We start from the raw sequence: 25,419 nt of genomic DNA on the forward strand, positions 1-25,419 counted from the left end.
GTTTTACCCCTCACCGGACTACTCTAGGGGATTCCCTTTTTCGCACCGTTCGCACCGAGGACAGAGTCTATGGGCGCCAGGACCCTCTACGACAAACTCTGGGACGAGCACGTCGTGCGCGTCGACGAGACCGGCACGGCACTGCTCTATATCGATCGTCAGTTGATCCACGAGGTCACCTCGCCCCAGGCCTTCGAGGGTCTGCGTCTGGCCGGGCGCCAGCCGTGGCGTACCAGCGCCAACCTCGCGGTGCCGGATCACAACGTGCCCACCAGCGGCCGTGCCCAGGGCATCGCCGACCCGGTCTCGCGACTGCAGGTCGAGACTCTCGACGCCAACTGCGCCGAGTTCGGCATCCGCGAGTTCCCGATGTCCGATCAGCGTCAGGGCGTGGTGCACGTGATCGGCCCGGAGCAGGGCTTCACCCTGCCGGGTTCGACCGTGGTCTGCGGTGACTCCCACACCGCCACCCACGGCGCCTTCGGCGCCCTGGCCTTCGGCATCGGCACCTCCGAGGTCGAGCACGCCATGGCCACCCAATGTCTGATCCAGCGCAAGTCGAAGTCGATGCTGATTCGCGTCGACGGCCAGCTCGGTGAGGGCGTCACCGCCAAGGACATCGTCCTCGCGGTGATCGGCCGGATCGGCACCGCCGGCGGTACCGGCTATGTCATCGAGTTCGCCGGCGAGGCGATCGAGGCGCTGACCATGGAAGGGCGCATGACGGTCTGCAACATGGCCATCGAGGCCGGCGCGCGCGCCGGACTGATCGGCGTCGACGAGAAGACCGTGGAGTTCATGCGCGGTCGTCCGCTGGCCCCCGAGGGCGAGCTGTTCGAGCGTGCCGCCGCGCACTGGCGCACCCTGGTCACCGATCCGGGCGCCGAGTTCGACGAGATCGTCGAGATCGATGCTGCCAGCATCGCGCCGCAGGTCACTTGGGGCACCTCGCCCGAGATGGTGCTCGACATCAACGGCCGGGTGCCGGATCCGGCCGCCGAGGCCGATGCGGTCAAGGCCGCCAGCATCCGTCGCGCGCTCGAGTACATGGGGCTCGAGGCGGGGATGGCGATCACCGACATCCGTCCCGACAAGGTCTTCATCGGCTCCTGCACCAACTCGCGTATCGAGGATCTGCGCGCCGCTGCCGAGATCGCCAAGGGCCGCAAGGTCGCCCCCGGCATCCAGCTGGCGATGGTGGTGCCGGGCTCGGGTCTGGTGAAAGAGCAGGCCGAGGCCGAGGGGCTCGACAAGATCTTCACCGAGGCCGGGTTCGAGTGGCGCGAGCCGGGTTGCTCGATGTGTCTGGCGATGAATGCCGACCGTCTGGAGCCGGGCGAGCGTTGCGCCTCGACCTCCAACCGTAACTTCGAGGGCCGTCAGGGCCAGGGTGGTCGCACCCACCTGGTGAGCCCCGCCATGGCCGCCGCTGCCGCGGTGACCGGGCACTTTGTCGACGTGAGGGAGCTGTGATGGAAGCGTTCAAGAACTTCACCGGCGTGGTGGCGCCGCTCGATCGAGCCAACATCGACACCGACGCGATCATCCCCAAGCAGTTCCTCAAGAGCATCCAGCGCACCGGCTTCGGTCCCTATCTGTTCGATGAGCTGCGCTATCTCGATCACGGCGAGCCGGGGATGGACTGCAGCAACCGTCCGCTCAACCCCGAGTTCGTGCTCAACGACGATCGTTACGCCAGCGCCGAGATCCTGCTCGCGCGTGAAAACTTCGGTTGCGGTTCCTCGCGCGAGCACGCCCCCTGGGCGCTGGCCGACTTCGGCTTGCGGGTGATCCTGGCGCCGAGCTTCGCCGACATCTTCTTCAACAACTGTTTCAAGAACGGCATCCTGCCGATCGTGCTGCCGGCCCCGGTGATCGACGCCCTGTTCGGCAAGGCGACAGGTCCCGAGGCGCTGCGCATCACCGTCGACCTGCCCGGTCAGACGCTGATCCTCGATGACGCTACCCGCATCGCCTTCGACATCGACGCCGGCAACAAGCACCGGCTGATCGAGGGGCTCGACGACATCGGCCTCACCCTGCAGGAGGTCGACACCATCCGCGCCTATGAGGAGCGCCGTCGCGCCGAGGCGCCCTGGCTGTTCATCTGACCCGGTTGCCCGCGCCGTCGCGGCGCGGACGGGTCCTGACGGCCGCCGTCCGGGCGGCCATCATCCAAGTATTCGGAGAAATCCCTTTGAGCAAGAAGATTCTGGTTCTCGCCGGTGACGGTATCGGTCCCGAGATCGTCGCCGAGGCGATCAAGGTGCTCGACGCGCTGCAGGCCGAGGGCGCGATCGACGTGACCATGGAAGAGGCCCTGGTCGGCGGCGCGGCCTATGACGACTGCGGCGATCCGCTGCCGGCGGCCACCCTGGAGGCGGCCAAGGCCTCCGATGCGGTGCTGCTCGGCGCCGTGGGTGGACCGAAGTGGGAGCCGCTGCACTTCTCCAAGCGCCCCGAGCGCGGTCTGCTCGGGCTGCGCGCCGGCCTGGGGCTGTTCGCCAACCTGCGCCCGGCCTTCCTCTACCCGCAGCTGGCCGATGCCTCCACCCTCAAGCCCGAGATCGTCTCCGGGCTCGATGTGATGATCGTGCGCGAGCTGACCGGCGGCATCTACTTCGGTGAGCCGCGCGGCGTCGAGACCCTGGAGTCGGGCGAGCGCTACGGCTACAACACCCTCTGCTACAAGGAGTCGGAGGTCAAGCGCATCTGCCGCGTCGCCTACGACATCGCCATGAAGCGCGGCAAGCGGGTGTGCTCGGTCGACAAGGCCAACGTGCTCGAGGTCACCGAGATGTGGCGTGAGGTGGCGATCGAGACCGCCGCCGACTACCCCGAGATCGAACTCTCGCACATGTATGTCGACAACGCCTCGATGCAGCTGGTGCGCGCGCCCAAGCAGTTCGACGTGATGGTCACCACCAACATGTTCGGCGACATCCTCTCCGACTGCGCGGCCATGCTCACCGGCTCGATCGGCATGCTGCCCTCGGCCTCGCTCAACGCCGAGGGCCAGGGCATGTACGAGCCGATCCACGGCTCGGCCCCCGATATCGCCGGTCGCGGCATCGCCAACCCGCTGGCCACCATCCTCTCGGTGGCGATGATGCTGCGCTACTCGCTCGACGCGGGCGAGGCGGCCGATCGCATCGAAGCGGCGGTCTCCAAGGTGCTCGACCAGGGTCTGCGCACCGGCGACATCATGTCCGAGGGCATGCGCCAGGTCGGCACCGCCGAGATGGGCGATGCGGTGGTCGCGGCGCTGCGCGCCTGAGCCGATCGCGCCGAACGCCGGTCGGGACGGCACGCGTCGGTATGCCGACGCCCCGCCCCGGCGGGCGAATCCAGATCAGATGACTGTGGGGTGAGAACAATGCAACGGGTTGGTTTCGTCGGCTGGCGAGGCATGGTGGGCTCCGTGTTGATGGAGCGGATGCGTGCCGAAGGGGACTTCGCGCACATCACCGAGCCGGTGTTCTTCTCCACCTCGCAGGCCGGGCAGCCCGGTCCCGATGTGGGGCGGGGCGCCCAACCGCTGCGCGACGCCGATTCGCTCGACGCGCTGGCGGAGATGGACGTCATCCTCAGCTGTCAGGGCGGCGACTACACCAAGCGCGTCCACCCGCAGCTGCGTGCGCGCGGCTGGGACGGCTACTGGATCGACGCCGCCTCGGCGCTGCGCATGGCGCCGGAGTCGACCATCGTCCTCGATCCGGTCAACCGCGAGGTCATCGACGCAGCGCTCGCCGCCGGTCGGCGCGATTTCGTCGGTGGCAACTGCACCGTCAGTCTGATGCTGATGGCCATCGGCGGGTTGTTCCGCGCCGGTGCGGTGGAGTGGGTCAGCGCCATGACCTATCAGGCCGCCTCGGGCGCCGGTGCGCGTAACATGCGCGAGCTGCTGGCACAGATGGACGCGCTGCACGAGTCGGTCGCGACGCAGCTGGCCGATCCCGGCTCGGCGATCCTCGAGATCGACCGCGGCGTGACCGCGGCGATGCGGGACTCGGCCTTTCCGACCGAGAGTTTCGGGGTACCGCTCGCCGGCAGTCTGATCCCCTGGATCGACACCCAGCTCGACAACGGCCAGAGCCGTGAGGAGTGGAAGGGCCAGGCCGAGACCAACAAGATCCTCGGCATCGACCCCGCCGCGCCGCTACCGATCGACGGGATCTGCGTGCGTATCGGCGCGATGCGCTGTCACAGTCAGGCGCTGACCATCAAGCTCGCGCGTGATCTCGAACTCGACGAGATCGAGCGCCTGATCGCCGAGGCCAACCCCTGGGCGCGGGTGATCCCCAACGAGCGCGAGCGCACCATGCGCGAACTCTCGCCGGCGGCGGTCACCGGGACGCTCGAGGTGCCGGTGGGGCGGCTGCGCAAGATGAACCTCGGTTCGCGCTATCTTTCCGCCTTCACCGTCGGCGACCAGCTGCTGTGGGGCGCGGCCGAGCCGCTGCGGCGGATGCTGGCGATCCTGCTCGCGCGAGGCGCCTGAAGACCGATGGTGGCTTGGTGCGCGTCGGTCGATCGGATATAGTCGGGAGTCATTTCGCCCGGCCCGTCGGGAGCCGGTCGACGGATCGTCGCACAAGGTGCATGAGGGAGGACGATGTCTCGCAATCTCACTCTGGCGTCGGCCCTGGCGCTGACCCTGGTCGTGGCCGATGCGAGTGCGCTCGGGCTGGGAGGCCTGCAGACGTACTCGGCGTTGAACCAGCCCTTCCGGGGCGATATCGTGCTCATCGACGTCGATCCGGATACCCTGGACACGGTACGCATCGAGCTGGCGCCCGCCGAGGCCTTCAACCGGGCCGGACTCGAGCGCTATCACTATCTCACCCAGCTCGAGTTCGAGCCCGCGGTCACCGAGGGTGGCTTGCCGGTCGTCCGAGTCACCAGCCGGGAGCCGGTCCGCGAGCCCTATCTCGACTTCTTGGTCGCGGCCACCTGGCCCGAGGGGCAGCTGGTGCGCGGCTACACCGTGCTCCTCGACCCGCCGGTGAGCACCCCGGCGCGCGCCCCTGCAGTGACCGCGCCGCGGGTCTCCGAGCGGCCCGTACGCGCCCCGGCGCCGTCGTCCACGACCGTCGAGCAGGCCGCGCCGCGCTCACGATCAGCTCCAGCCGCCATCGAGCTGCCCGAGGGCGTCGACTCCTCGGTCTTCCCCGTCCAGGTCGGCCCGGTCCCCGAAGGAGTGGGACTGTGGCAGTTCGCGCTCGAGTCCAGGTCCCAGGGGGCGAGCTTGGCGCAGACCGCGATGGCGCTCTATCGCGCCAACCAGGACGCCTTCATCCGTGGTGACATCAATCGTCTGGTCGCCGGTGAGACCCTGACCATCCCCTCGGCCGAGGAGCTGTTCGCGCTCGACCCGGCGACGGCGCAGACCGAGTTCCAGGCGGCGATGCGGGGTGAGTCGGTCAACCGCGCGCCCCTGGCGCCGTCACCGCCCGAGCCGGCGCGGCTGAGGATCGCCGGCGAGGTCGGTGAGATGCCCGGACGTGACGACGAGACGCAGCCCGGCACCTCGTCGCCGGCGCGCTCGGCCGAGGTGGTGGCGCTCGAGCAAGAGCTGATGACGGTGATGCAGGCGCACGAGAGTACCCGTCAGGAGACGCTGGAGCTGCGTGCGCACATCCGCGAACTCGAGTCCCAGCTCGTCGAAATCAAGGAACTGCTGCGCGTCCGCAATGCCGAGGTGGCGCGGCTGCAGGCGGCTACCACGGTGGTGGACGATGTCGAGTCGACGGCCGCCGTCGAACCGGTGGTCCCCTCGGTCGCAGCTGCGTCCGAACCCGTGGTCGAGCCCGATGCGAGCGAGGCGCCCGCACCGGTGGTGAGCGAGCGGGAGGCGTCCGCTGTCGATGAGCCGGCGCCGAGCGAGCCGCCGGCGCCGCAGTCGCCACCGTCAGTCCCCGAGCCGGTGCCCGAGGCGTCCGATTCGCTCTGGCATGCGCTGCTGTTGCCGCTGGCCGGATTCGCCGCGCTCGCCGCGCTCGGGCTGATTGGCTTTTCCTGGTGGTCCTCGCGTAGACGTCAGCGCGAGGACACCGAGCTGGTCTCCACCCTGGATATCGAGTCCGAGTTCGAGCCGCTCGACGTGCCGGCGCGTCGCACCACCGAGCACGACACCCAGATCAACGAGGCGGCAGAGCCGTCGGCCCTGGTCGATGAGGATGCCTCGGGTTCGCCTTTTTCCTCGCTCACCCAGTTCGACTCGACCCTGGACGAGGCCGACCCGCTCTCCGAGGCCGACATCTTCATCGCCTATGGTCGCTATGACGAGGCGGTGCGGCTGCTGCACGGCGCGCTCGATGCCGCGCCAGGACGCATGGACCTGCGACTCAAGCTCGCCGAGGCGTACTTTGCTACGCGCGATGTCGCGGCCCTGGAGGCGCTGGTCGAGGACGGGCGCGCAGCCGATGGCGAGCGTGTCGATCCGGCGGGGTGGCAACGTCTGCTCGAGATGCATTCGGCCCTCGTCGCTGGTGGCGAAGACGCCTCGCCGTCGCCGGCTGGGGACGCGGGGGCGGTGGGGCTCGATCTGCCGTCGGAGTCGCAGGAGTCGATCTCGCTGCATCTCGAGGATGTCGCCGACCCGGCGCCGGCGTCATCCGGCGAGGCCCCCAAGCCCAAGCCCGAGACCGAGGTCGATGCCGATGACTTCGATCTGCCGCTGCTGTTCGACGACACCGATCTCGAGGAGTCGGCGCCGGTCGAGGCGGCACGCGCCACCGGTGACGGCGGTCTCGGTGATGAGCGGGCGGCGGTCCCGCGCCCGTCCGCCCCGGAGGCGCCGAGCGATTCCGACGGGGCGTCGAAGCCCGCCGTCGACGATGACTCCGAACTGATGCTGACCCTGGAGGATCTCGACGGTTTCTCCGATACCGACCTGGCGCCGCAGAGCACGCCCCAGCCGCTCGCCCCCGAGCCCTCTGCCCGTCCCGCGGGTGGCGGTGAGGTCAAGCCGGTGGCCGACACCGATCCGAGCGAGTTCCTGCTCTCGCAGTGGGAGATGGACTCCGGGCTGTGGGACGAGAACGCCACCAAGCTCGATCTCGCCCGCGCCTATCTCGATATGGACGATAAGGAGGCCGCGCGCGGGATCCTCGAAGAGGTGCTCGCCGACGGTCGCGAGGACCAGCGCCAGGAGGCCCGTCAACTCCTCGACAAGCTGGGGTGACGGGTCGCGCATGAAACGATCGACAGCCCCCGCGTCGCGGGGGTGGGACACGTCCGTGTCCCTGCAGTTATTCACAGGAGAGAGACCGGCGTGACGCCTGGACGAATCGTGATGGGCGTCGAGTACGACGGCTCTGATTTTCACGGCTGGCAGACCCAGGTCGGGGTGCGTACCGTGCAACAATGCCTGGAGGCGGCGATCTCGCGGGTGGCCGATCATCCGCTCGGTGTACAGTGCGCCGGGCGCACCGACACCGGCGTCCATGCCTTCGAGCAGGTGGTGCACTTCGACACCACCGCCTCGCGCAGCGAGCGCTCCTGGGTGCTCGGCACCAACGTCAACCTGCCGCCCGACGTGGCGGTGCGCTGGGCGCACCGGGTCGAAGGCGACTTCCACGCGCGTTTCAGCGCAGTGGCGCGCCATTATCGCTATCAGCTGCAGGTGCGCCGCACCCGCTCGCCGCTCGCGCGCAATCGCGCCGTGTGGGTCCACGATGCGCTCGATCTGGCGCGGATGCGCGAGGCTGCGCGCGCGCTGGTCGGCGAGCACGACTTCTCCAGCTTCCGCGCCGTGGCCTGCCAGGCCAAGAGTCCGGTGCGCCGGGTGCACTATCTCGAGGTCGACGCCGAGGACGATCTGGTGATCCTGCGTATCGGCGCCAACGGCTTCCTCCATCACATGGTGCGTAACATCGCCGGGGTGCTGGTGGCGATCGGCCGCGGCGAGGCCGAGGTCGGCTGGACTCGTGAGCTTCTGGCGGTGCGTGATCGTACCCTCGGTGGCGTTACCGCGCCGCCCCAGGGGCTGTTCTTCGTGCGCGCCGACTATCCCGAGCACGTCGCCCTGCCGCAGGCGGCGTATCGTACGCCGTTGCAGCGACTGGCGGCGGACTGAGGCTCTGGGAGGTTTACGCCATGATCAGAACCCGGGTTAAGATCTGTGGGCTGACCTGTGCCGCGGATATCGACGCGGTGAGCGTTGCCGGCGCCGATGCCGTCGGATTGGTGTTCCATCCCGACAGCCCGCGCGCCGTCTCCATCGCGCAGGCACGGGCGCTGTGCGAGCGGTTACCGCCCTTCGTCACCGCCGTGGGCCTGTTCGTCGACGCCGACCCCGAGCGAGTGCGCGAGACCCTGCGCCAGGTGCCGCTGGAGCTGCTGCAGTTCCACGGCGAGGAGCCGCCCGAGTATTGCGCGGCCTTCGCGCGGCGCTGGATCAAGGCGGTACGGATGCGCCCGGGCATCCTGCTCGAGGCGGTGCGCGCGCGCTATGCCGGCGCCGCCGGGCTGCTGCTCGATACCTATCGCGCCGGGGTCGCCGGGGGCACCGGTGAGCGTTTCGACTGGGCGCGGATCCCGCAGGCGCTGCGCGGCGAGATCGTGCTCGCCGGTGGTCTCGCGCCGGACAACGTCGCCGCGGCGATCGCCGCGGTGCGGCCCTTCGGCGTCGATGTCAGTGGTGGCGTCGAGGCGTCGAAAGGGGTCAAGGATCACGCAAAGATTTCCGCCTTCATGACAGGGGTAAGAGATGGCGACAGATGCCGATAGCACGCGTCCGCTGAGCCAGCGGGCCGCCAGCCAGGGGCACTACGACCTGCCCGACGCCGATGGTCACTTCGGACCCTATGGCGGTACCTTCGTGCCCGAGACGCTGGTCTATGCGCTCGATGAGTTGCGCGAGGCCTATGAGCGGTTTCGCGAGGATCCCGAGTTCCTCGCCGAACTCGACGCCGACCTGCGCGACTACGTCGGTCGTCCCTCGGCGCTCTATCACGCCAAGCGCTGGAGCCGCGAACTCGGCGGCGCGCAGATCTATCTCAAGCGCGAGGACCTCAATCACACCGGTGCGCACAAGGTCAACAACACCATCGGCCAGGCGCTGCTGGCGCGGCGCATGGGCAAGACCCGGATTATCGCCGAGACCGGTGCCGGTCAGCACGGCGTGGCCACCGCCACGGTCGCCGCGCGGCTCGGGCTCGAGTGCGTGGTCTACATGGGCGAGGTCGACGTCGCCCGCCAGGAGGCCAACGTCTATCGCATGCGTCTGCTCGGCGCCGAGGTGGTGCCGGTCAAGTCCGGCTCGCGCACCCTCAAGGACGCGATGAACGAGGCGATGCGCGACTGGGTCACCAACATCGACAACACCTTCTACATCATCGGTACGGTCGCCGGGCCACACCCCTATCCGGCGATGGTGCGCGATTTCCAGACGGTGATCGGCCGCGAGGCGCGGGCGCAGATGCTCGAGCGCACCGGGCGCCTGCCCGATGCCCTGGTCGCCTGTGTCGGCGGCGGCTCCAACGCCATCGGCCTGTTCCACCCCTTCCTCGGCGACACCTCGGTGGCGATCTACGGGGTCGAGGCCGGCGGCGAGGGCATCGCCAGCGGCCGTCACGCCGCGCCGTTGTGCGCCGGTACCCCCGGGGTGCTGCACGGCAACCGCACCTATCTGATGGAGGACGCCGACGGTCAGATCATTGAGACCCACTCGATCTCGGCCGGGCTCGACTATCCCGGTGTCGGTCCCGAGCACGCCTGGCTCAAGGACTGCGGTCGGGTCAGCTATGACGCGGTCACCGATGCCGAGGTGATCGCCGCTTTCCATCACCTCACCCGCACCGAGGGCATCATTCCCGCGCTCGAGTCCAGCCATGCGCTGGCCTATGTGCAGAAAATCGCCCCCGGGATGCGCCCCGATCAGAGCATCCTGGTGAATCTCTCCGGTCGCGGGGACAAGGACATGCACACGGTCGCCAAACTCGATGGGTTGACGCTATGAGCCGGATCTCGACACGTTTTGAACAGCTGCGCGCGACGCATCGCACTGCGCTGATCCCCTTCATCACCGCCGGCGACCCACGTCCCGAGACCACCGTCGAGCTGATGCACGCGATGGTCGCTGCCGGCGCCGACCTGATCGAGCTGGGGGTGCCGTTCTCCGACCCCATCGCCGACGGCCCGGTGATCCAACGCGCCACCGAGCGCGCCCTCGCGCGCGGTGTCTCGCTCGCCGACGTGCTGGAGATGGTGCGCCAGTTCCGCGAGCGTGATGCCGATACCCCGGTGGTAGCCATGGGCTATCTCAATCCGATCGAGGTGATGGGCTATGGGCGCTTCGCCCGCGCCGCCGCCGCGGCCGGGCTCGACGGTGTGCTGATCGTCGACGTGCCCCCGGAGGAGGGGCACGAGCTGGTCCAGGCGCTGCGGACCGAGTCGGTCGATCTGGTCTATCTGCTGGCGCCGACCTCGACCGAGCGGCGGATCTCGCGCATCGGCGAGGTCGCCTCGGGCTTCGTCTACTACGTCTCGGTCAAGGGCGTGACCGGGGCGGCCAATCTCGACGCCGACGAGGTGGCCGCCAAGGTCGAGACCATCCGCGCGCGCATCCCGCTGCCGGTCGGTGTCGGCTTTGGCATCAAGGACGGCGAGACCGCTGCGCGGGTGGCCGCTGTTGCCGACGCGGTGATCGTCGGCAGCGCCATCGTCAAGCGGATCGAGGCGCTGGCCGAGACGCCCGAGGCGATCCCGCCGACCATTGGGGACTTCATCGCCGAGCTGCGTGGCGCCATCGACGCTGCCGACGCGGCCGCCAACCGACCCGAGCAGGTAACATCGTGAAGCAGGCAGTCGACAAGAGCAAAAGCTGGTTCGAGAAACTGGTCACCAGCCGCATCCGCACCGAGGCGAGCAACAAGCGCGCCGTGCCCGAGGGCGTCTGGGCCAAGTGTCCGGGCTGTCAGGCGATCCTCTATCGCGCCGAGCTCGAGCGTAATCTCGAGGTCTGCCCCAAGTGCAACCATCACAACCGTCTCACCGCGCGCAAGCGTCTCGAGGCCTTTCTCGACCCCGACTCGCGCGAGGAGATCGGCGCCGAACTCGAGTCGCTCGATCCGCTTAAGTTCAAGGACCTGAAGAAGTACAAGGATCGCATCGCTCAGGCGCAGAAGCTAAGCGGCGAGAGGGAGGCGTTGATCACCATGCGCGGTGAACTCAAGGGCGAGCCGATCGTGGCCAGCGCCTTCGAGTTCAAGTTCATGGGCGGTTCTATGGGGTCGGTGGTCGGCGAGCGCTTCGTGCGCGGCGTGGAGGCGGCGATCGAGCAGTCCTCGCCCTATGTCTGCTTCTCCGCCAGTGGTGGCGCGCGGATGCAGGAGAGCCTGTTCTCGCTGATGCAGATGGCCAAGACCAGCGCGGCGCTCGGGCGCATGCGCGAGCGTGGACTGCCCTTCGTCTCGGTGCTCACCGACCCGACCATGGGCGGCGTCTCGGCCAGTCTGGCGATGCTCGGCGACATCAACATCGCCGAGCCCGGCGCGCTGATCGGCTTTGCCGGGCCGCGGGTGATCGAGCAGACCGTGCACGAGAAGCTCCCCGAGGGCTTCCAGCGCAGCGAGTTCCTGCTCGAGAAGGGGGCGATCGACATGATCCTCGATCGTCGCGACCTGCGCGAGCGGGTCGCCGACCTGTTGGCGATCCTCGGCCATCGGCCGCGCTACTGCCGTACCGTGGTGCCGGTCTGACGATGCGCTTCGACACTCTGGATGCCTGGCTCGACTGGCAGGCCGCGCTGCACCCGCGGACGATGGAGCTGGGACTCGATCGGGTCCGCGCGGTGTGGCGGCGTCTCGAACATGGTTCCTTCGCCTGCCCGGTGATCTCCGTCGCCGGCACTAACGGCAAGGGCTCCTGCGTGGCCATGCTCGAGGCCACCGCGCTGGCTGCCGGCTATCGCTGCGGCACCTACGGTTCGCCGCATCTGGTGCACTACAACGAGCGTATCCGCATCGACGGCGAGCCGGTCGACGACGCCGCATTGATCGGTGCCTTCGACCGTATCGACCAGGCCCGGGGCGAGATCTCGCTGACCTATTTCGAGTTCGCCACCCTGGCCGCGCTCGATCTCTTCGCGCGCGCCGGGCTCGATCTGGTGGTGCTCGAGGTCGGGCTCGGCGGACGGCTCGATGCGGTCAACCTGATCGATGCCGATGTTGCCGTGGTGACCTCGATCGGACTCGACCATACCGATTGGCTGGGTGAGAGCCTCGATGACATCGCCCGCGAGAAGGCGGGGATCTTCCGTCCCGCTCGCGCCGCGGTGATCGGTCAGCGCGACGCGCCGGCGGCCCTGCGCGAGGCCGCGCTCGGCTGCGGCGCGCGCCCACTGCAGCAGGGCGTGGAGTTCGACCGTCACGGCGCCGAGGCCGGCTGGGAGTGGCAGGGTCCCGATGGTCGCCGTCATGCGCTGCCGTTGCCGGCGATGCGCGGCGATTTCCAGCGCGACAACGCCGCTGCGGCGATCACCGCACTCGATGCCCTGCGCGAGCGCCTGCCGATCCCGCGCAACGCCCTGCGTCAGGGGCTCGGGCGCGCCCGCCTGCCGGGGCGCTTCCAGGTGTTGCCGGGGACCCCGAGTCATATCCTCGATGTCGCCCACAACGCCCAGGCTGCCGCCGCGCTGGCGACCAATCTGCGTGCCTTCGCCAGTCGTGGTCTAGCGGTGCGGGTGGTGCTGGCGATGCTCGCCGACAAGGAGCCGGAGGCGCTGTTCGCGGCGCTCGCCGATCAGGTCACGCACTGGTACCTGACCGAGACCGACGATGCCCGCGCCATGGCGCGCGAGACACTGCACGCGCGTCTGGGTGCGGCCGGGCTCGCCGCCGAGTTCTGTACCCTCTGCGTCGACCCGGCGGAGGCGCTGGCGCGCGCCGATGCCGCCAGCGAGGGCGAGGACTGCGTGCTGGTGTGTGGGTCCTTCACCACCGTCGGGGCGGCGCTGCGGGTGCTCGGGCACGGCTGATATACTCTCGCCAGGGCGGGCGCCCCGGCCCGCGCCTCGGCCGGGAGTGCCATTCGAGTCATCACGCAGCCGGACGGCTGCGTTCGCTATCGTGGGTGAAGTGTCATGCGTGAAGGTGCCAAGAGACGATTGACAGGGGCGGTGGTGATCGTCGCGCTGGTGGTGATCTTCGTGCCCATGCTCTTCGAGCAACCACCGCTGACCCCGCCCGAGCCGATCCCGACCGCGATCCCCGAGCAGCCGCCCTTTGCCGATCGCTTCCGCTCCGAATCCTATCTGGCCCCCGACGAGGGCGTGGACGAGGTCATCGCACCGAGACCGTTGCCCCAGGTCCAGCCCCAGGCCGCCTTCCAGGCGCCGCGGGAGCCTGTCCCGGAGCCGATGCGCCAGCCTCGCCCGCAGTCCGAGCCTGCGCCGAGCCTCCAGGCGCGGCCGGAGCCGCGTCAGCAGGCGCCGGCCACGCAGTTGCCCTCTTGGGTGGTGCAAGTCGCCAGTCTCGGGACCGCTGCCGGTGCCGCCGAACTCGAGGCGCGGTTGCGCGCCGCCGGTTACTCGGCCTTCGTCGAGCAGGCCGAGGTCAACGGTAAACGCTACTACCGGGTCCGCGTCGGTCCCGAGATCGATCGTGCCGATGCCGAGCGCGCCGCGACCATGCTGCGCGATCGCCAGGGGCTCGAGACCCTGATCCAGCGCTACCCCTGAGGCCGCGTCGGCAATGACCGGGGTCGACCTGGCGCTGCTCGGCCTGATCCTGTTCTCGGCCCTGATCGGTCTCGCCCGGGGCCTGATCCGTGAGTCGTTCTCGCTCGGCGCCTGGGTCATCGCCCTGTTGTTCGCCTGGGGGCAGCACCGCGCACTCGCCGCCGTGCTCGCCGACTGGGTCGCGCCGCCGGCCCTCGCCCTGGCGCTGGCCTTCGCACTCTTGCTGGTCGTGGTGCTGCTGCCCGGCGCGGTGCTCGGTGCCATCCTCGGGCGCCTCACCGAGAGGGTCGGTCTGGCGCTGCCGGACCGTCTGTTGGGGCTGGCGTTCGGCGTGCTGCGCGGAGTGCTGATCGTGGCGTTCGCGGTATTCCTCACTGCCCTTACCCCATTGCCCGAATCCGCCTGGTGGCAGGACTCGGCCCTGATCGGCGGCCTCGAGGGCATCGCCCAGCGCATCCTCGAGCGCCTGCCGGCCTCGCTCGGCGCCCGCTTCGGGTGAGGGCGGGGCCGCTGGCGGGCTTGGAATGCGCCCTCCGGCCCCGATCTTGGGCGTTGTGGGTTGCGGGGGCAGGGCGTATCGGGTAATTTCGATCGTTTCCATTCCATCCAATTTCGGTTGTCGTCATCCTCCGTGGCGGCAGACGCGCGAGGACCTCATGTGCGGGATCGTCGGCATCGTCGGTAAGGGCCCTGTCAATCAGTCGCTTTACGACGCGCTCCTAGTTTTGCAGCACCGCGGCCAGGACGCCGCCGGTATCGTCACCTGCGAGGGTGGGCGCTTGCACCTGCGCAAGGACAACGGACTGGCTCGTGACGTGTTCCGTACCTCGCACATGATCCAGTTGCGGGGTGACATGGGGGTGGGGCACGTGCGCTATCCCACCGCCGGGGCCTCCAGCTCCGCCGAGGCCCAGCCCTTCTACGTCAACTCGCCCTACGGCATCGTGCTCGCGCACAACGGCAATCTGACCAACGCCGATGCGCTCAAGCGCGACCTGTTCGTCGACGATCTGCGCCACCTCAACACCGACTCCGACTCCGAGGTGTTGCTCAACATCTTCGCCCATGAGCTGCAAAGCCAGGGCAAGCTGAACATCGAGGAAGAGGACGTCTTCCAGGCCGTGGCCGGGGTGCATCGGCGCTGTCGCGGCGGCTATGCGGCGGTGGCGATGATCCCGGGCTTCGGCGTGCTCGGCTTCCGCGATCCGCACGGCATCCGTCCGCTGGTCTACGGCTATCGCGAGACCGCCGATGGCCACGAGTACATGATCGCCTCGGAGAGCGTCGCGCTCGATACCAGCGGCTTCAAGCTGATCGGTGATGTCGCTCCCGGCGAGGCGGTGCTGATCACCCTCGACGGCAGGCTCCACACCCACCAGTGTGCCGCCGAGCCGGTGCTCTCGCCCTGTCTGTTCGAGTTCGTCTACTTCGCCCGCCCCGATTCCATCATCGACAACATCTCGGTGCACAAGGCGCGCTCGCGGATGGGCAAGAAGCTCGCGACCAAGATCAAGCGCGAATGGGGCGATCATGACATCGATGTGGTGATCCCGGTGCCCGACACCAGTCGCACCGCGGCGCTGCAGCTGGCCAACCATCTCGGCGTGCCCTATGCCGAGGGCTTCATCAAGAACCGCTATATCGCCCGGACCTTCATCATGCCGGGGCAGAAGGTGCGCAAGAAATCGGTGCGCCAGAAGCTCAACGCCATCGATCTGGAGTTCCGCCGCAAGAACGTGCTGCTGGTCGACGACTCGATCGTGCGCGGCACCACCTCGCAGCAGATCATCCAGATGGCGCGCGATGCCGGCGCCAACCGGGTCTATCTCGCCTCGGCCGCGCCGCCGGTGCGCTACCCCAACGTCTACGGCATCGACATGCCGGCGGCCAGCGAGCTGATCGCCTCCGGGCGCAGCGAGGCGGAGATCTGTGCCGAACTCGGTGCCGACGGCCTGATCTTCCAGGACCTCGAAGACCTGATCGACGCGGTGCAGAAGAAGGGCAAGAGCCATGTCGAGCGCTTCGATACCTCGGTCTTCGACGGTAACTACGTGACCGGGGACGTGACCCCGGAGTATCTGCGTGCCCTCGAGGCCAATCGCAACGACGGCGCCAAGGAACAGCGCTCAGCGCGCAGCGAGAGTGTCATTGACCTGCACAACTCAGTCTGATCCGGGTCTCCCGGACGAGCCGGTCGGCGCCACGGAGGCGCCGGGCTTTGCCACGCGTGCGGTACGCGCCGGTCAGCGGCGTACCGAGGAAGGCGAGCACGCGGAACCCATCTTCACCACCTCGAGCTTTGTCTTCTCCAGCGCAGCCGAGGCCGCCGCGCGCTTTGCCGGCGAGGTCGAGGGCAATATCTACTCGCGCTTCACCAACCCCACGGTACGAACCTTCGAGGAGCGGCTGGCCGCGCTCGAGGGAGGCGAGTGTTGCGTCGCCGCCGCCTCCGGGATGGCGGCGATCCTCGCGCTCTGTCTCGGCACCCTCGAGGCCGGGGATCACGTGGTGGTCTCGCGCAGCGTGTTCGGCAGCACCAGCTCACTGTTCAGCAAGTATCTCGCTCGCTTCGGAGTGGCGACGACCTTCGTGCCGCTCACCGATCCCGCCGCCTGGGAGGCGGCGATCGGGACGAGGACGCGGATGCTGTTCTGCGAGACGCCGTCGAACCCGCTCACCGAGATGGCCGATCTGCGCGAGCTGGCCGAGATCGCGCATCGAGGCGGTTGCCGGCTGGTGGTCGACAACTGCTTCTGCACCCCGGCGCTGCAGCGTCCGCTGGAACTCGGGGCCGATGTGGTGGTGCACTCGGCGACCAAGTATCTCGATGGTCAGGGGCGCTGCGTCGGTGGTGCCGTGGTCGGTGATCGCAAACTGGTCGGCGAGGCGGTCTTCGGCGTGCTGCGGACCGCCGGTCCGACGATGAGTCCGTTCAACGCCTGGGTCTTCCTCAAGGGGCTCGAGACGCTCGAGCTGCGGATGCAGGCGCATGCGCGCGCCGCCGAGCAGCTCGCCCACTGGCTCGATGCCCATCCGGCGGTGGCGCGGGTCCATTACCCGGGGCTACCCCAGCACCCCCAGCACCATCTGATCGGCGCCCAGCAGCGCAGCGGCGGCGGTATCGTCTCCTTCGCAGTGCGCGGTGCCCGCGCCGAGGCCTGGCGGGTGATCGACTCGACGCGGATGATCTCGATCACCGCCAACCTCGGTGATGCCAAGACCACCATCACCCACCCGGCGACCACCACCCACGGTCGGCTCAGTGACGCGGAGCGCGCCGATGCCGGCATCACCGAATCGCTGCTGCGGGTGGCCGTGGGGTTGGAGTCGGTGGCCGACATCCAGGCCGATCTGGCGCGAGGGTTGGCGGTGTCGTGACGGCCTTGGAACTGATCTGTCCGGGACTGCTCGGCCCCCTGCCGTTGCGTCCCGAGCCCTTCCCGGCACTGCCCAATCTCGACCGTCTGTTGGCGCGCGCGCGTGTCGACGAGGCAGTTGCCAGCGATCCCTTCGCCGCGCTGTTCGCCGCCTTCGGCATCGTCGCCGAGTCAGGCTGCGATCTGCCCAGTGCGCCCCTGTGTCTGCTTGGCGACGCCCCCGAGCTGCTCGCCGGGGAGGGCGCTGCGGCCTACTGGCTGCATGCCGACCCGGTCTATCTGCGCCCCGACATGGAGCGGTTGCGGCTCTTCGAACTCGAGCGCTTCGCCCTCGACGCCGAGGAGGCCGCGGCCCTGGTGGCGAGTTTCAACGACCACTTCGCCGACGACGGCCTGGAGCTGATCGCGCCGACCCCGCAGCGCTGGTATCTGCGCCTGAGGCGACCGCCCGCGCTGCGTACCACGCCGCTCTATCGGGTGATGGGCGAGGCGCTCAGCCCGGATGCGATCAGCGGCGACGATGCGCTGGCCTGGAGCCGGCTGCTCAACGAGGTGCAGATGCTGTTCTTCGCCGATCCGGTCAACCGTGCCCGCGAGGCGCGCGGCGAGCCGGTGGTCAACGGGCTCTGGCCCTGGGGCGGGGGACAGCTGCCGGCGGCGCCGGGGTGCGGTCCCGCTCTGGTGGTGGGCGAGCATCCGCTCACCCACGGGCTGGCGCACTGGGCCGGGGCGGGGCATCGCACCCCGGCCCAGTGGTTGCAGGACCCGACGCTCGGCGAGCGGGGCGTCCTGGTCTATGACGAGAGCCCCTGGCGGGCGCTGCACGGGCGCGATCTCGGCGCCTGGTCCGACGCCCTGGTCGCCTGTGACGCCGCGCTCGCCGCGCCGCTGCGCGCGTTGCGCCGGCAGCGCTGGTCGGAGGTCATGCTCGATCCCTGTGCCGGGACCCGCTATCGCACCTCGGGCTGGGGGCTGCTGCGCGGGTGGCGCCGGCGCGGGCTGCGCGCGCACTGCCGGCTCGCTCGGCGCTGAGGGCTCAGCCCGCGACCGCGAGGTCGAGCGGCTGGGCCTGGAGCAGCTGGAGCGCGGCCCGGGTCTCGACCGCGATGATGAAGCCGCGCTTGCCGCCGTTGATATAGATCTGCGGCAGTTCGAGGATGCCGCGCTCGCAGTAGACCGGCATCGGGTGACGGGTGCCGAACGGTGAGGTGCCGCCGACCCGGTAGCCGGAGTGCCGCTCGGCGATCTCGGGGGCGCAGGGGCGCACCCGCTTGCTGCCGATGGCGCGCGCCAGGTGCTGGGTGGCGACCTGGCGGTCGCCGTGCATCAGCACGACCAATGGCCGTGCATCGGCATCCTCCATGATCAATGTCTTGACCACCAGGTGCTCGTCGACACCGAGTGCTGCGGCCACCTGCGCCGTGCCGCCGCCGCTGACATAGTCGTAGCTGTGCGGGGTGAAGGCGATACCGGCGGCGCGCAGCGCCCTGACCGCCTGGGTGACCGGGTGTTTCTCCTTGGCCATGTTCCTCGCCCTCGTTCAGCCTCGCCGCCACACCAGGATGCGGTTGTTCGCCGGCATCGCATGCTCGGCCAGCGCCTCGAGGCCGTTGTCCTCGGCCAGCCCCAGCAGCCAGGTGCGATCACGCACCCCCATCGCCGGATCGCGCGCGCGCAGCCAGGCGTCGAAGGCGGCGTTGCTCTCGCTGGTCGGTCGGCCATCCTCGTGGAAGGGGCCGTAGAGGGCGAAGAGCCCGCCGGGGGCGAGCACCTCGCCGAGTCCACGGAACATCGCCGCGACCGCCTCGACCGGCATGATGTGCGCGGTGTTGGCGCTGAAGGCGGCGTCGAACCCGGGTGTCGGCCAGGGGCCGCGCAGCACATCGAGCGCGATCGGTTCGGGCAGGTTGGGCAGCGCCGCCTCGCCGATCCACTGACGCATCCCCGGCAGCTCCTCGGCGCGGTCGCTGCATTGCCAGCACAGCTCGGGCAGCGCCGCGGCGAAATGGACCCCGTGTTGCCCGGTGCCGCTGCCGATCTCCAGCAGCCGCTGGCGTCCGGCATAGAGCGGGGCGATCACTGCGAGGATGGGGGCGCGATTCTGATCGCAGGACTCGGCGTAGGGCTTGGTGGTCGATTGCATCGGTGGACTCGTATGTGGTGGCGACGACAGCGCCTCGATCGGCCACAGGATGCCGCGCGTCGGGAGCGCTCGCAAGTCAGCTGCCAGCTATCAGCTTCCAGCCGCCAGTGGCCGCTTGCCCCCAAGCGCTGGCACCAAGCGCGTGTGATGGCAGGCAATGCCGTCGTCAGGGGCGCATACTCACTGGCGGCTGGCGGCTGGCGGCTGGCGGCTGGCGGCTGGCGGCTGGCGGCTGGCGGCTGGTACTGGAGCCCGTGGCATGATCGGCTATCATGGTGCCTTTGTGCCGCCAGGGCGGGGTGCCCTCGATGTCGACGCCGAATCCCGATCCGCAGTCAGTCCGTCGTCGTGGTGCCGTCGTGGCGCCACTGCTGGTGCTCGGTGTGCTGCTGCTGGCGCTCGGCGGTTGCGCCGGTTCCGGCGGCACGGTGCAGGGGGCGGCGCCCTGGCGTACCCCGGGCGCCCAGCTCGCCGCCGAGCGCGCCAATGGCGGGCCGCGTCCGTCGATGTCGGCGCATGTGCTCTACAGCACCGATCCGTCCGGTCTGCGCGAGGAGTTGCAGACGCGCTGCGCGGGCATGGGGGGGCGTGGCACCGGGGCGGTATTGAGCACCCTGGTCACCGACCTCTATCTCTCCGGGGTGGCGCCCGGGGAGGGCGCCGAGGCGCTGTTGCGCGGCGGTTGTGCGCCGGTCAGCGAGATCGTCACCGAGATGATCGCCCAGGGCGGCGAATCGGCCTTCGACCCGGTGCTCGAGCGCGCGCTGATGCTCACCGGCTCGGGCGCGCGCGAGACGCTCGAGCTGGCCGCCGCCGAGGGGCTCGAACGACGCGCCCGGCTGCTCGACGCCAGCGACGGGCCGCTACGCGAGTCGCTGGTCTATGCCATGCGTTACTACCCCTCGGGCGCGCCGACCAGCGAGACCCAGACGGCGGTGGCGATGAACCTGCTGTTCGAGCGCGCCGAGTCCGGTTACGGGCTCTATACCTTCGTGCTGCTCGGGCGCACCAGTGCGCTCGACACCGCTGACGTGCAACGCTATCGCGAGTTGTTCCGCATCATCGAGACCTATGTGGCGAGCGCCCGCGGTGTGAGTGAGCCGCGGCGCGAGACGCATGCCTTCCTGGTGCCGGTTTATGCCGATTCTGGCGACATGGCGCTGGTCGATCAACTCGCCCCCGAACTCTCCGACCTGATGCGCTACCGGCTCGGTCGTGCGTTGCGTCGCCATGGCCGACCGGGCCCGGCGGCCCGGCTCGAGAGCGGCGCCGGCCCCTTCCTGATGACCAGCACCGATCCGCAGCTGTTGCCGCTCGAGGCCGGTGCACCACGGTTGCTGATCGACCTCTCCGGGGTCGGCGCCGAGTATCTCTACGGCATCATCGATGCCTGCGATCGGCCGGTCGAGGATGCGGCGGCGCTGGAGCGGCTGCGCGAGCGGTTGCGCGTGCTGCTCGATGAGGCGCCGGCCGACTGGCTCGAGTGGATCGAGCCACGAGCGCCCTCGGCGCCCCGCGCAGCGGCCCGCGATGTGGCGCCGGCGGCGGTGGTGGGGTAAGCGCCCGCCGGGCGGACACGGATCCTTCGTCGGGCCACGTCCGCGCGTGGCTCACAACCTGAGCAGATGAGACTGATGAGCATCATTCCACACAGCCTCGGCAGCCTGATCCGATTCCTGATCGGTATCTTCCTGCTGCAGGGGGTCACCGCACTCCTGGTCTACACCGCGCTGAGCACCGACTGGCAGACCACCTGGCCGTTGTTCGCGCTGCTTGGCGGCGCCGTCGGCGTCCTCGTCGCGCTGTGGTTCAACACCATCGCCGATGCCTATCGGCACCGCGCCACCTCGCGGCTGAGCGAGCGCTTCTCCAAGGAGCGCGAGAAGATTCGGGTCAAGGCCGAGCAGCAGCGCGCCAAGGCGGGGCGCTCCCAGGAGCGGCTGGCGGCCAAGGCGCGACGCAGTTCCTGGGGGGCGAGCCTCAAGACCGGCGCGGTGGTCGGCGGTACGGTGGGAATCGGAATCACCATGATGCTGACCCAGTTCGTCACCCTCGGGCTGGTGACCCTGAGCGCCGCCGGTGGCGCGGCGCTCGGCTACGGGGTACGGGCGCGCCAGCAGCGGGCGATCGACAATCGCCGCCTGGCCGCCGAGGCGCGCGAGCTGCAGACGCTGGAGACGGCGCCCGAGCGGCGGGTGCTGCCGCGCCGTCGCGCCGCCGGCGACTAGCCCGACCCTCAGCCTGTCACCAGTGTGCCGGTGGCACGCATCCCGGCGCCTCTGAGCGCCCAGGCGACGTCGGCGGCCTGACGGTTGCCGGCGACGTCGTGTACGCGGAAGACCTCGATCCCGGCGAGCACGCCCGCGGTGGTGGTGGCGGCGGTCGCTGCATCCAGTGCTGCCGGGTGCGGCTCATCGCAGATCGCGCCGAGGAAGCGCTTGCGGCTGGCGCCGAGCAGCACCGCAAAGCCGTGCGCGCGCAAGCGATCGAGCGCGGCGATCAGCGCAAGGTTGTGCGCGAGGGTCTTGCCGAAGCCGATGCCGGGATCGAGCAGGATGCGCTCAGCGGCGACGCCGGCGGCGCGCGCGAGGCGCGCACGCTCGAGCAGATAGTCCTCGACCTCGGTGGTCACATCACCATAGCGCGGGTCCTGCTGCATGGTCTCGGGGCGTCCCTGACGATGCATCAGCACCAGGGTGGCGCCGGTCTCGGCGGCCAGTGCGAGCAGTCCTGGATCGTCCTCGCCGGCGGCGGTGTCGTTGATCCAGCTGGCGCCGGCGGCGAGCGCCGCACGCGCGACCTCGGCGCTGGTGGTGTCGATGCTGATCGCCACGCCCGCCGGGAGCCGCTTGCGCAGTGCGCCGATCACCGGCAGTACGCGCTCGCACTGCTCGGCGGCGGGCACCGCGCGTGAGCCGGGGCGGGTCGACTCGCCGCCGACGTCGATGATGTCGGCCCCGGCGCGGGCGAGCGCGAGACCGTGGGCGACGGCCGCCTCGGGCGCGAAGTGCTCGCCGCCGTCGGAGAAGCTGTCCGGGGTGACGTTGAGGATGCCCATGATCTGTGGCGGGGTCGCGGGGGCTTGGTTGTGCATGAGAGAGGAACTCCTGGGCGATGGCGCCGGGGCCGGCCCGGCGCCGACGATCACTCGGCGGTGAGCGCCGCGAAGCGTGAGGTGGCGCGGTCGCTGTAGCCGTCGCCCTCGCGGACGACGAAGAAGGCGGCGATGTCGTGCGCCTCGGCCAGTGCGAGGCCGGCCTCGGGGCCGAGCACCAGCAGGGCGGTGGCGAGGGCGTCGGCCTGGGCACAGTCGGCGGCGATCACGCTCACCGAGGCCAGGGTGTGGGTGACCGGGCGCGCGGTGATCGGGTTGATGGTATGGCTGTAGAGTTTGCCGTCGCGCTCGTAGAAGTTGCGGTAGTCGCCCGAGGTGGCCATGGCGGCATCGTGCAGGGTGACGATACGGTGGACCTCGCGCACGCCGGATTCGGGGCGCTCAATGGCGATCCGCCAGGGGGTGGCGTCGGGCTTGGTGCCGCTGGCGCGCAGCTCGCCGCCGACCTCGGCGAGATAGTCGGTGACGCCCGCCGACTCGAGCACTGCCGCGACCTGATCGACGCCATGGCCCTTGGCGATGCCGGAGAGATCGACATAGACGCCTGGTTTCTCCTTGCGCAGCGCCGGGGGATCGAGCCGGTACTCGAGCCGCGGGAAGCCGATGCGCTCGCGTACCTCGGCGAGCTGCGCATCGCTCGGCAGCTGTTCGGGAGGCTGGCCGGGACCGAAGCCCCAGAGGTTGACCGCCGGGCCGACGGTGACGTCGAAGGCGCCGATGCTGAAGATGCTGATGCGCTCGGCGAGCGCGACCAGCGCGGCCAGCTCCAGGGAGACCGGGAACCAGTCGCCCGAGTCGCTGGCGTTGAAGCGCGACAGCTCCGAGTCGGGACGATAGGTCGACATCAGGTCGTTGACCTGTTCCAGCCGGGCATCGATCTGCGCCTGCAGCTGCTCGACCGAGAGCGTGTCGGGGAGCCCGTAGAGCTTGACGCTGTAGTGGGTGCCCATGGTGCGCCCCTGGAGTTCCACGGGGGTGTCGTCCTGGGCGCAGCCGGCGAGTGCGAGCAGCGCACCGAGCAACAGGATCGGGAGGAGGCGCCAGCGCGGCGGCGCGAGTACGGCGATGGATGGCATGGGTCCTTCTCGGGCCGGGAGGCCCTGATCGTGTGATGAGCGGCGACCTATCGACGGGCCGCCGGGGTTAGGGGTGATTGCAGGGCGAGACGCCGCTCGCCATCAGGGGCGCAGCAGCCCGGCGCCGAGCAGGCCGATCAGGATCAGATAGATCCCCACCACGTAGCTCAGCAGGTTGGGGCGGATCAGGATCAGCACCCCGGCGACCAGGGCGATCACCGCCTGGGGCGCGAACGGCTGGCCCGCGAAGGCCGTCAGCAGGCCATGGATGCCGACCAGCAGCAGGTAGGCGGCGACGGCATAGTTGAGCACCCGCGGTACGGCGAGGATCAGCACGCCGGTGAGCACGGCGGCGATCGCCGGTAACGGCCAGTGGTGCAGCAGGGCCGGGAGCTGGTCCATGGGTCGTCTCTCCTGTGCGTTGATCGTGCCCGATCGCGTCTCGACCGAACGATCCATTCTAACGGCCGCCAGCCGCCAGCCGCCAGCCGCCAGCCGCCAGCCGCCAGCCGCCAGCCGCCAGCCGCCAGGATTGAACCGCAAAGCCGCGAAGCGCGCAAAGTGAATGATGGGTGATGTCGGCGTGAGGTCACAGGCGGCACCGGCCCGCACCCACTGGCGGCTGATCGCTGGCGGCTTATTCCCCTTTGCGCCCTTCGTGCCGTCGCGGTTCAATCCGCTGGTCGCTGGTCGCTGGTCGCTGGTCGCTGGTCGCTGGTCGCTGGTCGCTGGTCGCTGGTCGCTGGTCGCTGGTCGCTGGTCGCTGGCGGCACTATAACCAAGTTTTGAGGTGTGATATTTGTCAATGCGTGTCCGTTGTCCCGGACTCTAGACTGTACGATCTCTTGATCCTGTCCCTCGATAGCCGTCGCCCGGCCGATGTCCGGCGACCCGGTGTGGAATCCATAGGAGTACCGCGATGACCACCAGCCCACTGCCGGCGTGGCCGGCTCAGCTCTGGCCCTTCGTCCCGGCGACCGCGACTGCGCTGGCGCTCGCTCTGTTGCTGTTCGGGTCGGCGCTGTGAGCGGCGCGCAGATCGATGCCCAGGCCGGCGGGGACGTGCTGCAGGGGCGTCTCGCCTTCTTCCCGATTCCCTTCTTCGCCATGGTGATGGGGATGAGCGGGTTGACCATCGGCTGGGAGAAGGCGCAGCACCTGCTCGGCCTGGATCTCGGTATCACCCCCTGGTTGGTCGGCTTCAGCAGCCTGTTGTTTCTCACCCTGGCGCTGCTCTATGCCGCCAAGCTGCTGCGCCATCCGCAGGCGGTGCTCGCCGAGTTGCGCCACCCGGTCAAGCTCAACTTCTTCCCCACCATCTCGATCAGTCTGCTGTTGCTGGCCATCGCCTATCTGCCGTTGCAGCAGGTGGTAAGCCAGACGCTGTGGTTCGCGGGAGCGGCGCTGCATCTGACCTTCACCCTCTATATCGTCAGTGCCTGGATGCACCACGAGCACTTCAAGGTGCAACACATGAATCCCGCCTGGTTCATCCCGGCGGTGGGTAATGTGCTGGTGCCGATCGCCGGGGTGCCGTTGGGGTTCGAGTCGATCTCCTGGTTCTTCTTCAGCGTCGGTGTGCTGTTCTGGCTGGTGTTGCTGACCATCATCTTCAACCGGGTGCTGTTCCATAATCCGATCGAGGACCGATTGACCCCGACCCTGTTCATCCTGATCGCCCCCCCGGCGGTCGGCTTCATCGCCTATACCCGACTGGTCGACAGCCTCGACACCTTCGCCCTGATACTCTATTTCGCCGCGATGTTCCTGACCCTGTTGCTGTTCAGCCAGGCCGGGCGCTTCCTGCGGCTGCGCTTCTTCCTCTCCTGGTGGGCGTATTCCTTCCCGCTGGCCGCCTTCAGCATCGCCTCGATGGTGATGGCCGAGCAGACCGGGGCGCTGTTCTATCGCTATTTCGGCGTAGCGATGCTCACCATGCTCACCGGCATCATCGCGATCCTGTTGTGGTCGACCCTGCGGGCGGTGTTGCGGCGCGGGATCTGTGTGCCCGGGCATTGAGCGTG

24 protein-coding genes and 1 pseudogene are annotated in these 25,419 nt (G+C 69.2%); 19 read left to right on the forward strand and 6 right to left on the reverse strand.

Going from position 1 to position 25,419, the window contains the following annotated elements:
* Positions 1 to 69: 69 nt before the first annotated feature.
* The 16 genes from leuC to MARPU_RS06705 all read left to right on the forward strand — a co-directional run bounded on the left by leuC (position 70) and on the right by MARPU_RS06705 (position 18,093).
* Positions 70 to 1,473 carry a 3-isopropylmalate dehydratase large subunit gene (gene leuC / locus MARPU_RS06630; protein WP_005224566.1) on the forward strand — a complete coding sequence of 468 codons (1,404 nt, stop codon included), beginning with the start codon at positions 70 to 72 and terminating at the stop codon, positions 1,471 to 1,473.
* Positions 1,473 to 2,111: a 3-isopropylmalate dehydratase small subunit gene (gene leuD, locus MARPU_RS06635; protein ID WP_005224567.1), complete on the forward strand. Its 639-nt coding sequence runs from the start codon at positions 1,473 to 1,475 to the stop codon at positions 2,109 to 2,111. The genes leuC and leuD overlap by 1 nt, the downstream gene beginning before the upstream one ends.
* 86 nt (positions 2,112 to 2,197) lie before the next feature.
* Positions 2,198 to 3,277, forward strand: coding sequence for a 3-isopropylmalate dehydrogenase (gene leuB, locus MARPU_RS06640; RefSeq protein WP_005224568.1), 1,080 nt, complete (start codon positions 2,198 to 2,200; stop codon positions 3,275 to 3,277).
* Positions 3,278 to 3,376: 99 nt separating this feature from the next.
* Positions 3,377 to 4,501: an aspartate-semialdehyde dehydrogenase gene (gene asd, locus MARPU_RS06645; protein ID WP_005224569.1), complete on the forward strand. Its 1,125-nt coding sequence runs from the start codon at positions 3,377 to 3,379 to the stop codon at positions 4,499 to 4,501.
* A gap of 114 nt (positions 4,502 to 4,615) precedes the next feature.
* On the forward strand, positions 4,616 to 7,186 hold the full coding sequence (locus MARPU_RS06650) for a FimV/HubP family polar landmark protein (RefSeq protein ID WP_005224570.1): 2,571 nt from the start codon (positions 4,616 to 4,618) through the stop codon (positions 7,184 to 7,186).
* Between the two features lie 111 nt (positions 7,187 to 7,297).
* Positions 7,298 to 8,080 (forward strand): tRNA pseudouridine(38-40) synthase TruA, encoded by a 783-nt coding sequence (truA, locus tag MARPU_RS06655; RefSeq protein WP_025275159.1) that lies wholly within the window; start codon positions 7,298 to 7,300, stop codon positions 8,078 to 8,080.
* A gap of 23 nt (positions 8,081 to 8,103) precedes the next feature.
* Complete coding sequence (locus MARPU_RS06660; protein ID WP_025275160.1) at positions 8,104 to 8,733, forward strand: phosphoribosylanthranilate isomerase; 630 nt, start codon at positions 8,104 to 8,106, stop codon at positions 8,731 to 8,733.
* The gene (gene trpB, locus MARPU_RS06665; RefSeq protein ID WP_005224573.1) at positions 8,714 to 9,964 is read left to right on the forward strand and encodes a tryptophan synthase subunit beta; all 1,251 of its coding nucleotides are present in this window, start codon (positions 8,714 to 8,716) and stop codon (positions 9,962 to 9,964) included. Before MARPU_RS06660 ends, trpB begins: the two co-directional genes overlap by 20 nt.
* The gene (gene trpA, locus MARPU_RS06670; RefSeq protein ID WP_005224574.1) at positions 9,961 to 10,803 is read left to right on the forward strand and encodes a tryptophan synthase subunit alpha; all 843 of its coding nucleotides are present in this window, start codon (positions 9,961 to 9,963) and stop codon (positions 10,801 to 10,803) included. Before trpB ends, trpA begins: the two co-directional genes overlap by 4 nt.
* The gene (accD, locus tag MARPU_RS06675; protein WP_005224575.1) at positions 10,800 to 11,705 is read left to right on the forward strand and encodes an acetyl-CoA carboxylase, carboxyltransferase subunit beta; all 906 of its coding nucleotides are present in this window, start codon (positions 10,800 to 10,802) and stop codon (positions 11,703 to 11,705) included. Before trpA ends, accD begins: the two co-directional genes overlap by 4 nt.
* Before the next feature lie 2 nt (positions 11,706 to 11,707).
* On the forward strand, positions 11,708 to 12,982 hold the full coding sequence (folC, locus tag MARPU_RS06680) for a bifunctional tetrahydrofolate synthase/dihydrofolate synthase (protein ID WP_005224576.1): 1,275 nt from the start codon (positions 11,708 to 11,710) through the stop codon (positions 12,980 to 12,982).
* 105 nt (positions 12,983 to 13,087) lie between these two features.
* Complete coding sequence (locus MARPU_RS16595) at positions 13,088 to 13,684, forward strand: SPOR domain-containing protein (RefSeq protein WP_005224577.1); 597 nt, start codon at positions 13,088 to 13,090, stop codon at positions 13,682 to 13,684.
* Between the two features lie 13 nt (positions 13,685 to 13,697).
* Positions 13,698 to 14,183 (forward strand): CvpA family protein, encoded by a 486-nt coding sequence (locus tag MARPU_RS06690; RefSeq protein ID WP_005224578.1) that lies wholly within the window; start codon positions 13,698 to 13,700, stop codon positions 14,181 to 14,183.
* 157 nt (positions 14,184 to 14,340) lie between these two features.
* Complete coding sequence (purF, locus tag MARPU_RS06695; RefSeq protein WP_005224579.1) at positions 14,341 to 15,855, forward strand: amidophosphoribosyltransferase; 1,515 nt, start codon at positions 14,341 to 14,343, stop codon at positions 15,853 to 15,855.
* On the forward strand, positions 15,833 to 17,062 hold the full coding sequence (locus MARPU_RS06700) for an O-succinylhomoserine sulfhydrylase (RefSeq protein ID WP_005224580.1): 1,230 nt from the start codon (positions 15,833 to 15,835) through the stop codon (positions 17,060 to 17,062). Before purF ends, MARPU_RS06700 begins: the two co-directional genes overlap by 23 nt.
* Positions 17,063 to 17,067: 5 nt before the next feature.
* Positions 17,068 to 18,093 (forward strand): hypothetical protein, encoded by a 1,026-nt coding sequence (locus MARPU_RS06705; RefSeq protein ID WP_025275162.1) that lies wholly within the window; start codon positions 17,068 to 17,070, stop codon positions 18,091 to 18,093.
* A gap of 4 nt (positions 18,094 to 18,097) precedes the next feature.
* Here the strand turns inward: MARPU_RS06705 and MARPU_RS06710 are convergent, their stop codons facing one another.
* Both MARPU_RS06710 and MARPU_RS06715 read right to left on the reverse strand, forming a co-directional pair.
* Positions 18,098 to 18,586: an aminoacyl-tRNA deacylase gene (locus tag MARPU_RS06710; RefSeq protein WP_005224582.1), complete on the reverse strand. Its 489-nt coding sequence runs from the start codon at positions 18,584 to 18,586 to the stop codon at positions 18,098 to 18,100.
* A 15-nt stretch (positions 18,587 to 18,601) separates the two neighbouring features.
* On the reverse strand, positions 18,602 to 19,204 hold the full coding sequence (locus tag MARPU_RS06715) for a DUF938 domain-containing protein (RefSeq protein WP_005224583.1): 603 nt from the start codon (positions 19,202 to 19,204) through the stop codon (positions 18,602 to 18,604).
* Positions 19,205 to 19,512: 308 nt separating this feature from the next.
* Between MARPU_RS06715 and MARPU_RS06720 the strand changes: the two genes are divergently transcribed.
* The gene (locus MARPU_RS06720; RefSeq protein ID WP_005224584.1) at positions 19,513 to 20,763 is read left to right on the forward strand and encodes a hypothetical protein; all 1,251 of its coding nucleotides are present in this window, start codon (positions 19,513 to 19,515) and stop codon (positions 20,761 to 20,763) included.
* Positions 20,764 to 20,838: 75 nt separating this feature from the next.
* Positions 20,839 to 21,432 (forward strand): hypothetical protein, encoded by a 594-nt coding sequence (locus tag MARPU_RS06725; RefSeq protein WP_005224585.1) that lies wholly within the window; start codon positions 20,839 to 20,841, stop codon positions 21,430 to 21,432.
* A gap of 8 nt (positions 21,433 to 21,440) precedes the next feature.
* Here MARPU_RS06725 and folP read toward each other — a convergent pair whose 3' ends face one another.
* The 4 genes and pseudogenes from folP to MARPU_RS18125 form a co-directional block, all read right to left on the reverse strand.
* The gene (gene folP, locus MARPU_RS06730; protein WP_005224586.1) at positions 21,441 to 22,298 is read right to left on the reverse strand and encodes a dihydropteroate synthase; all 858 of its coding nucleotides are present in this window, start codon (positions 22,296 to 22,298) and stop codon (positions 21,441 to 21,443) included.
* A 50-nt stretch (positions 22,299 to 22,348) separates the two neighbouring features.
* On the reverse strand, positions 22,349 to 23,395 hold the full coding sequence (locus tag MARPU_RS06735) for an FAD:protein FMN transferase (RefSeq protein ID WP_005224587.1): 1,047 nt from the start codon (positions 23,393 to 23,395) through the stop codon (positions 22,349 to 22,351).
* Between the two features lie 102 nt (positions 23,396 to 23,497).
* Positions 23,498 to 23,614, reverse strand: a complete 117-nt coding sequence (locus MARPU_RS18120; RefSeq protein WP_407636537.1) for a DUF3096 domain-containing protein — start codon at positions 23,612 to 23,614, stop codon at positions 23,498 to 23,500.
* Between the two features lie 45 nt (positions 23,615 to 23,659).
* Positions 23,660 to 23,854: pseudogene (locus MARPU_RS18125) on the reverse strand (DUF3096 domain-containing protein); the annotation flags it as partial.
* 564 nt (positions 23,855 to 24,418) lie between these two features.
* Between MARPU_RS18125 and MARPU_RS06750 the strand changes: the two are divergent.
* Positions 24,419 to 25,414: an SLAC1 anion channel family protein gene (locus tag MARPU_RS06750; protein ID WP_005224590.1), complete on the forward strand. Its 996-nt coding sequence runs from the start codon at positions 24,419 to 24,421 to the stop codon at positions 25,412 to 25,414.
* Positions 25,415 to 25,419: the final 5 nt, after the last annotated feature.

It is taken from the genome of Marichromatium purpuratum 984 (assembly GCF_000224005.2).
In the GTDB taxonomy this organism is placed as follows: domain Bacteria; phylum Pseudomonadota; class Gammaproteobacteria; order Chromatiales; family Chromatiaceae; genus Marichromatium; species Marichromatium purpuratum.

Coding starts and splice junctions, on each gene's coding strand:
- leuC (WP_005224566.1), top strand. CDS start 70: ATGGGCGCCAGGACCCTCTACGACAAACTCTGGGACGAGCACGTCGTG.
- leuD (WP_005224567.1), top strand. CDS start 1,473: ATGGAAGCGTTCAAGAACTTCACCGGCGTGGTGGCGCCGCTCGATCGA.
- asd (WP_005224569.1), top strand. CDS start 3,377: ATGCAACGGGTTGGTTTCGTCGGCTGGCGAGGCATGGTGGGCTCCGTG.
- MARPU_RS06650 (WP_005224570.1), top strand. CDS start 4,616: ATGTCTCGCAATCTCACTCTGGCGTCGGCCCTGGCGCTGACCCTGGTC.
- truA (WP_025275159.1), top strand. CDS start 7,298: ATGGGCGTCGAGTACGACGGCTCTGATTTTCACGGCTGGCAGACCCAG.
- trpB (WP_005224573.1), top strand. CDS start 8,714: ATGGCGACAGATGCCGATAGCACGCGTCCGCTGAGCCAGCGGGCCGCC.
- trpA (WP_005224574.1), top strand. CDS start 9,961: ATGAGCCGGATCTCGACACGTTTTGAACAGCTGCGCGCGACGCATCGC.
- folC (WP_005224576.1), top strand. CDS start 11,708: ATGCGCTTCGACACTCTGGATGCCTGGCTCGACTGGCAGGCCGCGCTG.
- MARPU_RS16595 (WP_005224577.1), top strand. CDS start 13,088: ATGCGTGAAGGTGCCAAGAGACGATTGACAGGGGCGGTGGTGATCGTC.
- MARPU_RS06690 (WP_005224578.1), top strand. CDS start 13,698: ATGACCGGGGTCGACCTGGCGCTGCTCGGCCTGATCCTGTTCTCGGCC.
- purF (WP_005224579.1), top strand. CDS start 14,341: ATGTGCGGGATCGTCGGCATCGTCGGTAAGGGCCCTGTCAATCAGTCG.
- MARPU_RS06710 (WP_005224582.1), bottom strand. CDS start 18,586: ATGGCCAAGGAGAAACACCCGGTCACCCAGGCGGTCAGGGCGCTGCGC.
- MARPU_RS06715 (WP_005224583.1), bottom strand. CDS start 19,204: ATGCAATCGACCACCAAGCCCTACGCCGAGTCCTGCGATCAGAATCGC.
- MARPU_RS06720 (WP_005224584.1), top strand. CDS start 19,513: ATGTCGACGCCGAATCCCGATCCGCAGTCAGTCCGTCGTCGTGGTGCC.
- MARPU_RS06725 (WP_005224585.1), top strand. CDS start 20,839: ATGAGCATCATTCCACACAGCCTCGGCAGCCTGATCCGATTCCTGATC.
- folP (WP_005224586.1), bottom strand. CDS start 22,298: ATGCACAACCAAGCCCCCGCGACCCCGCCACAGATCATGGGCATCCTC.
- MARPU_RS06735 (WP_005224587.1), bottom strand. CDS start 23,395: ATGCCATCCATCGCCGTACTCGCGCCGCCGCGCTGGCGCCTCCTCCCG.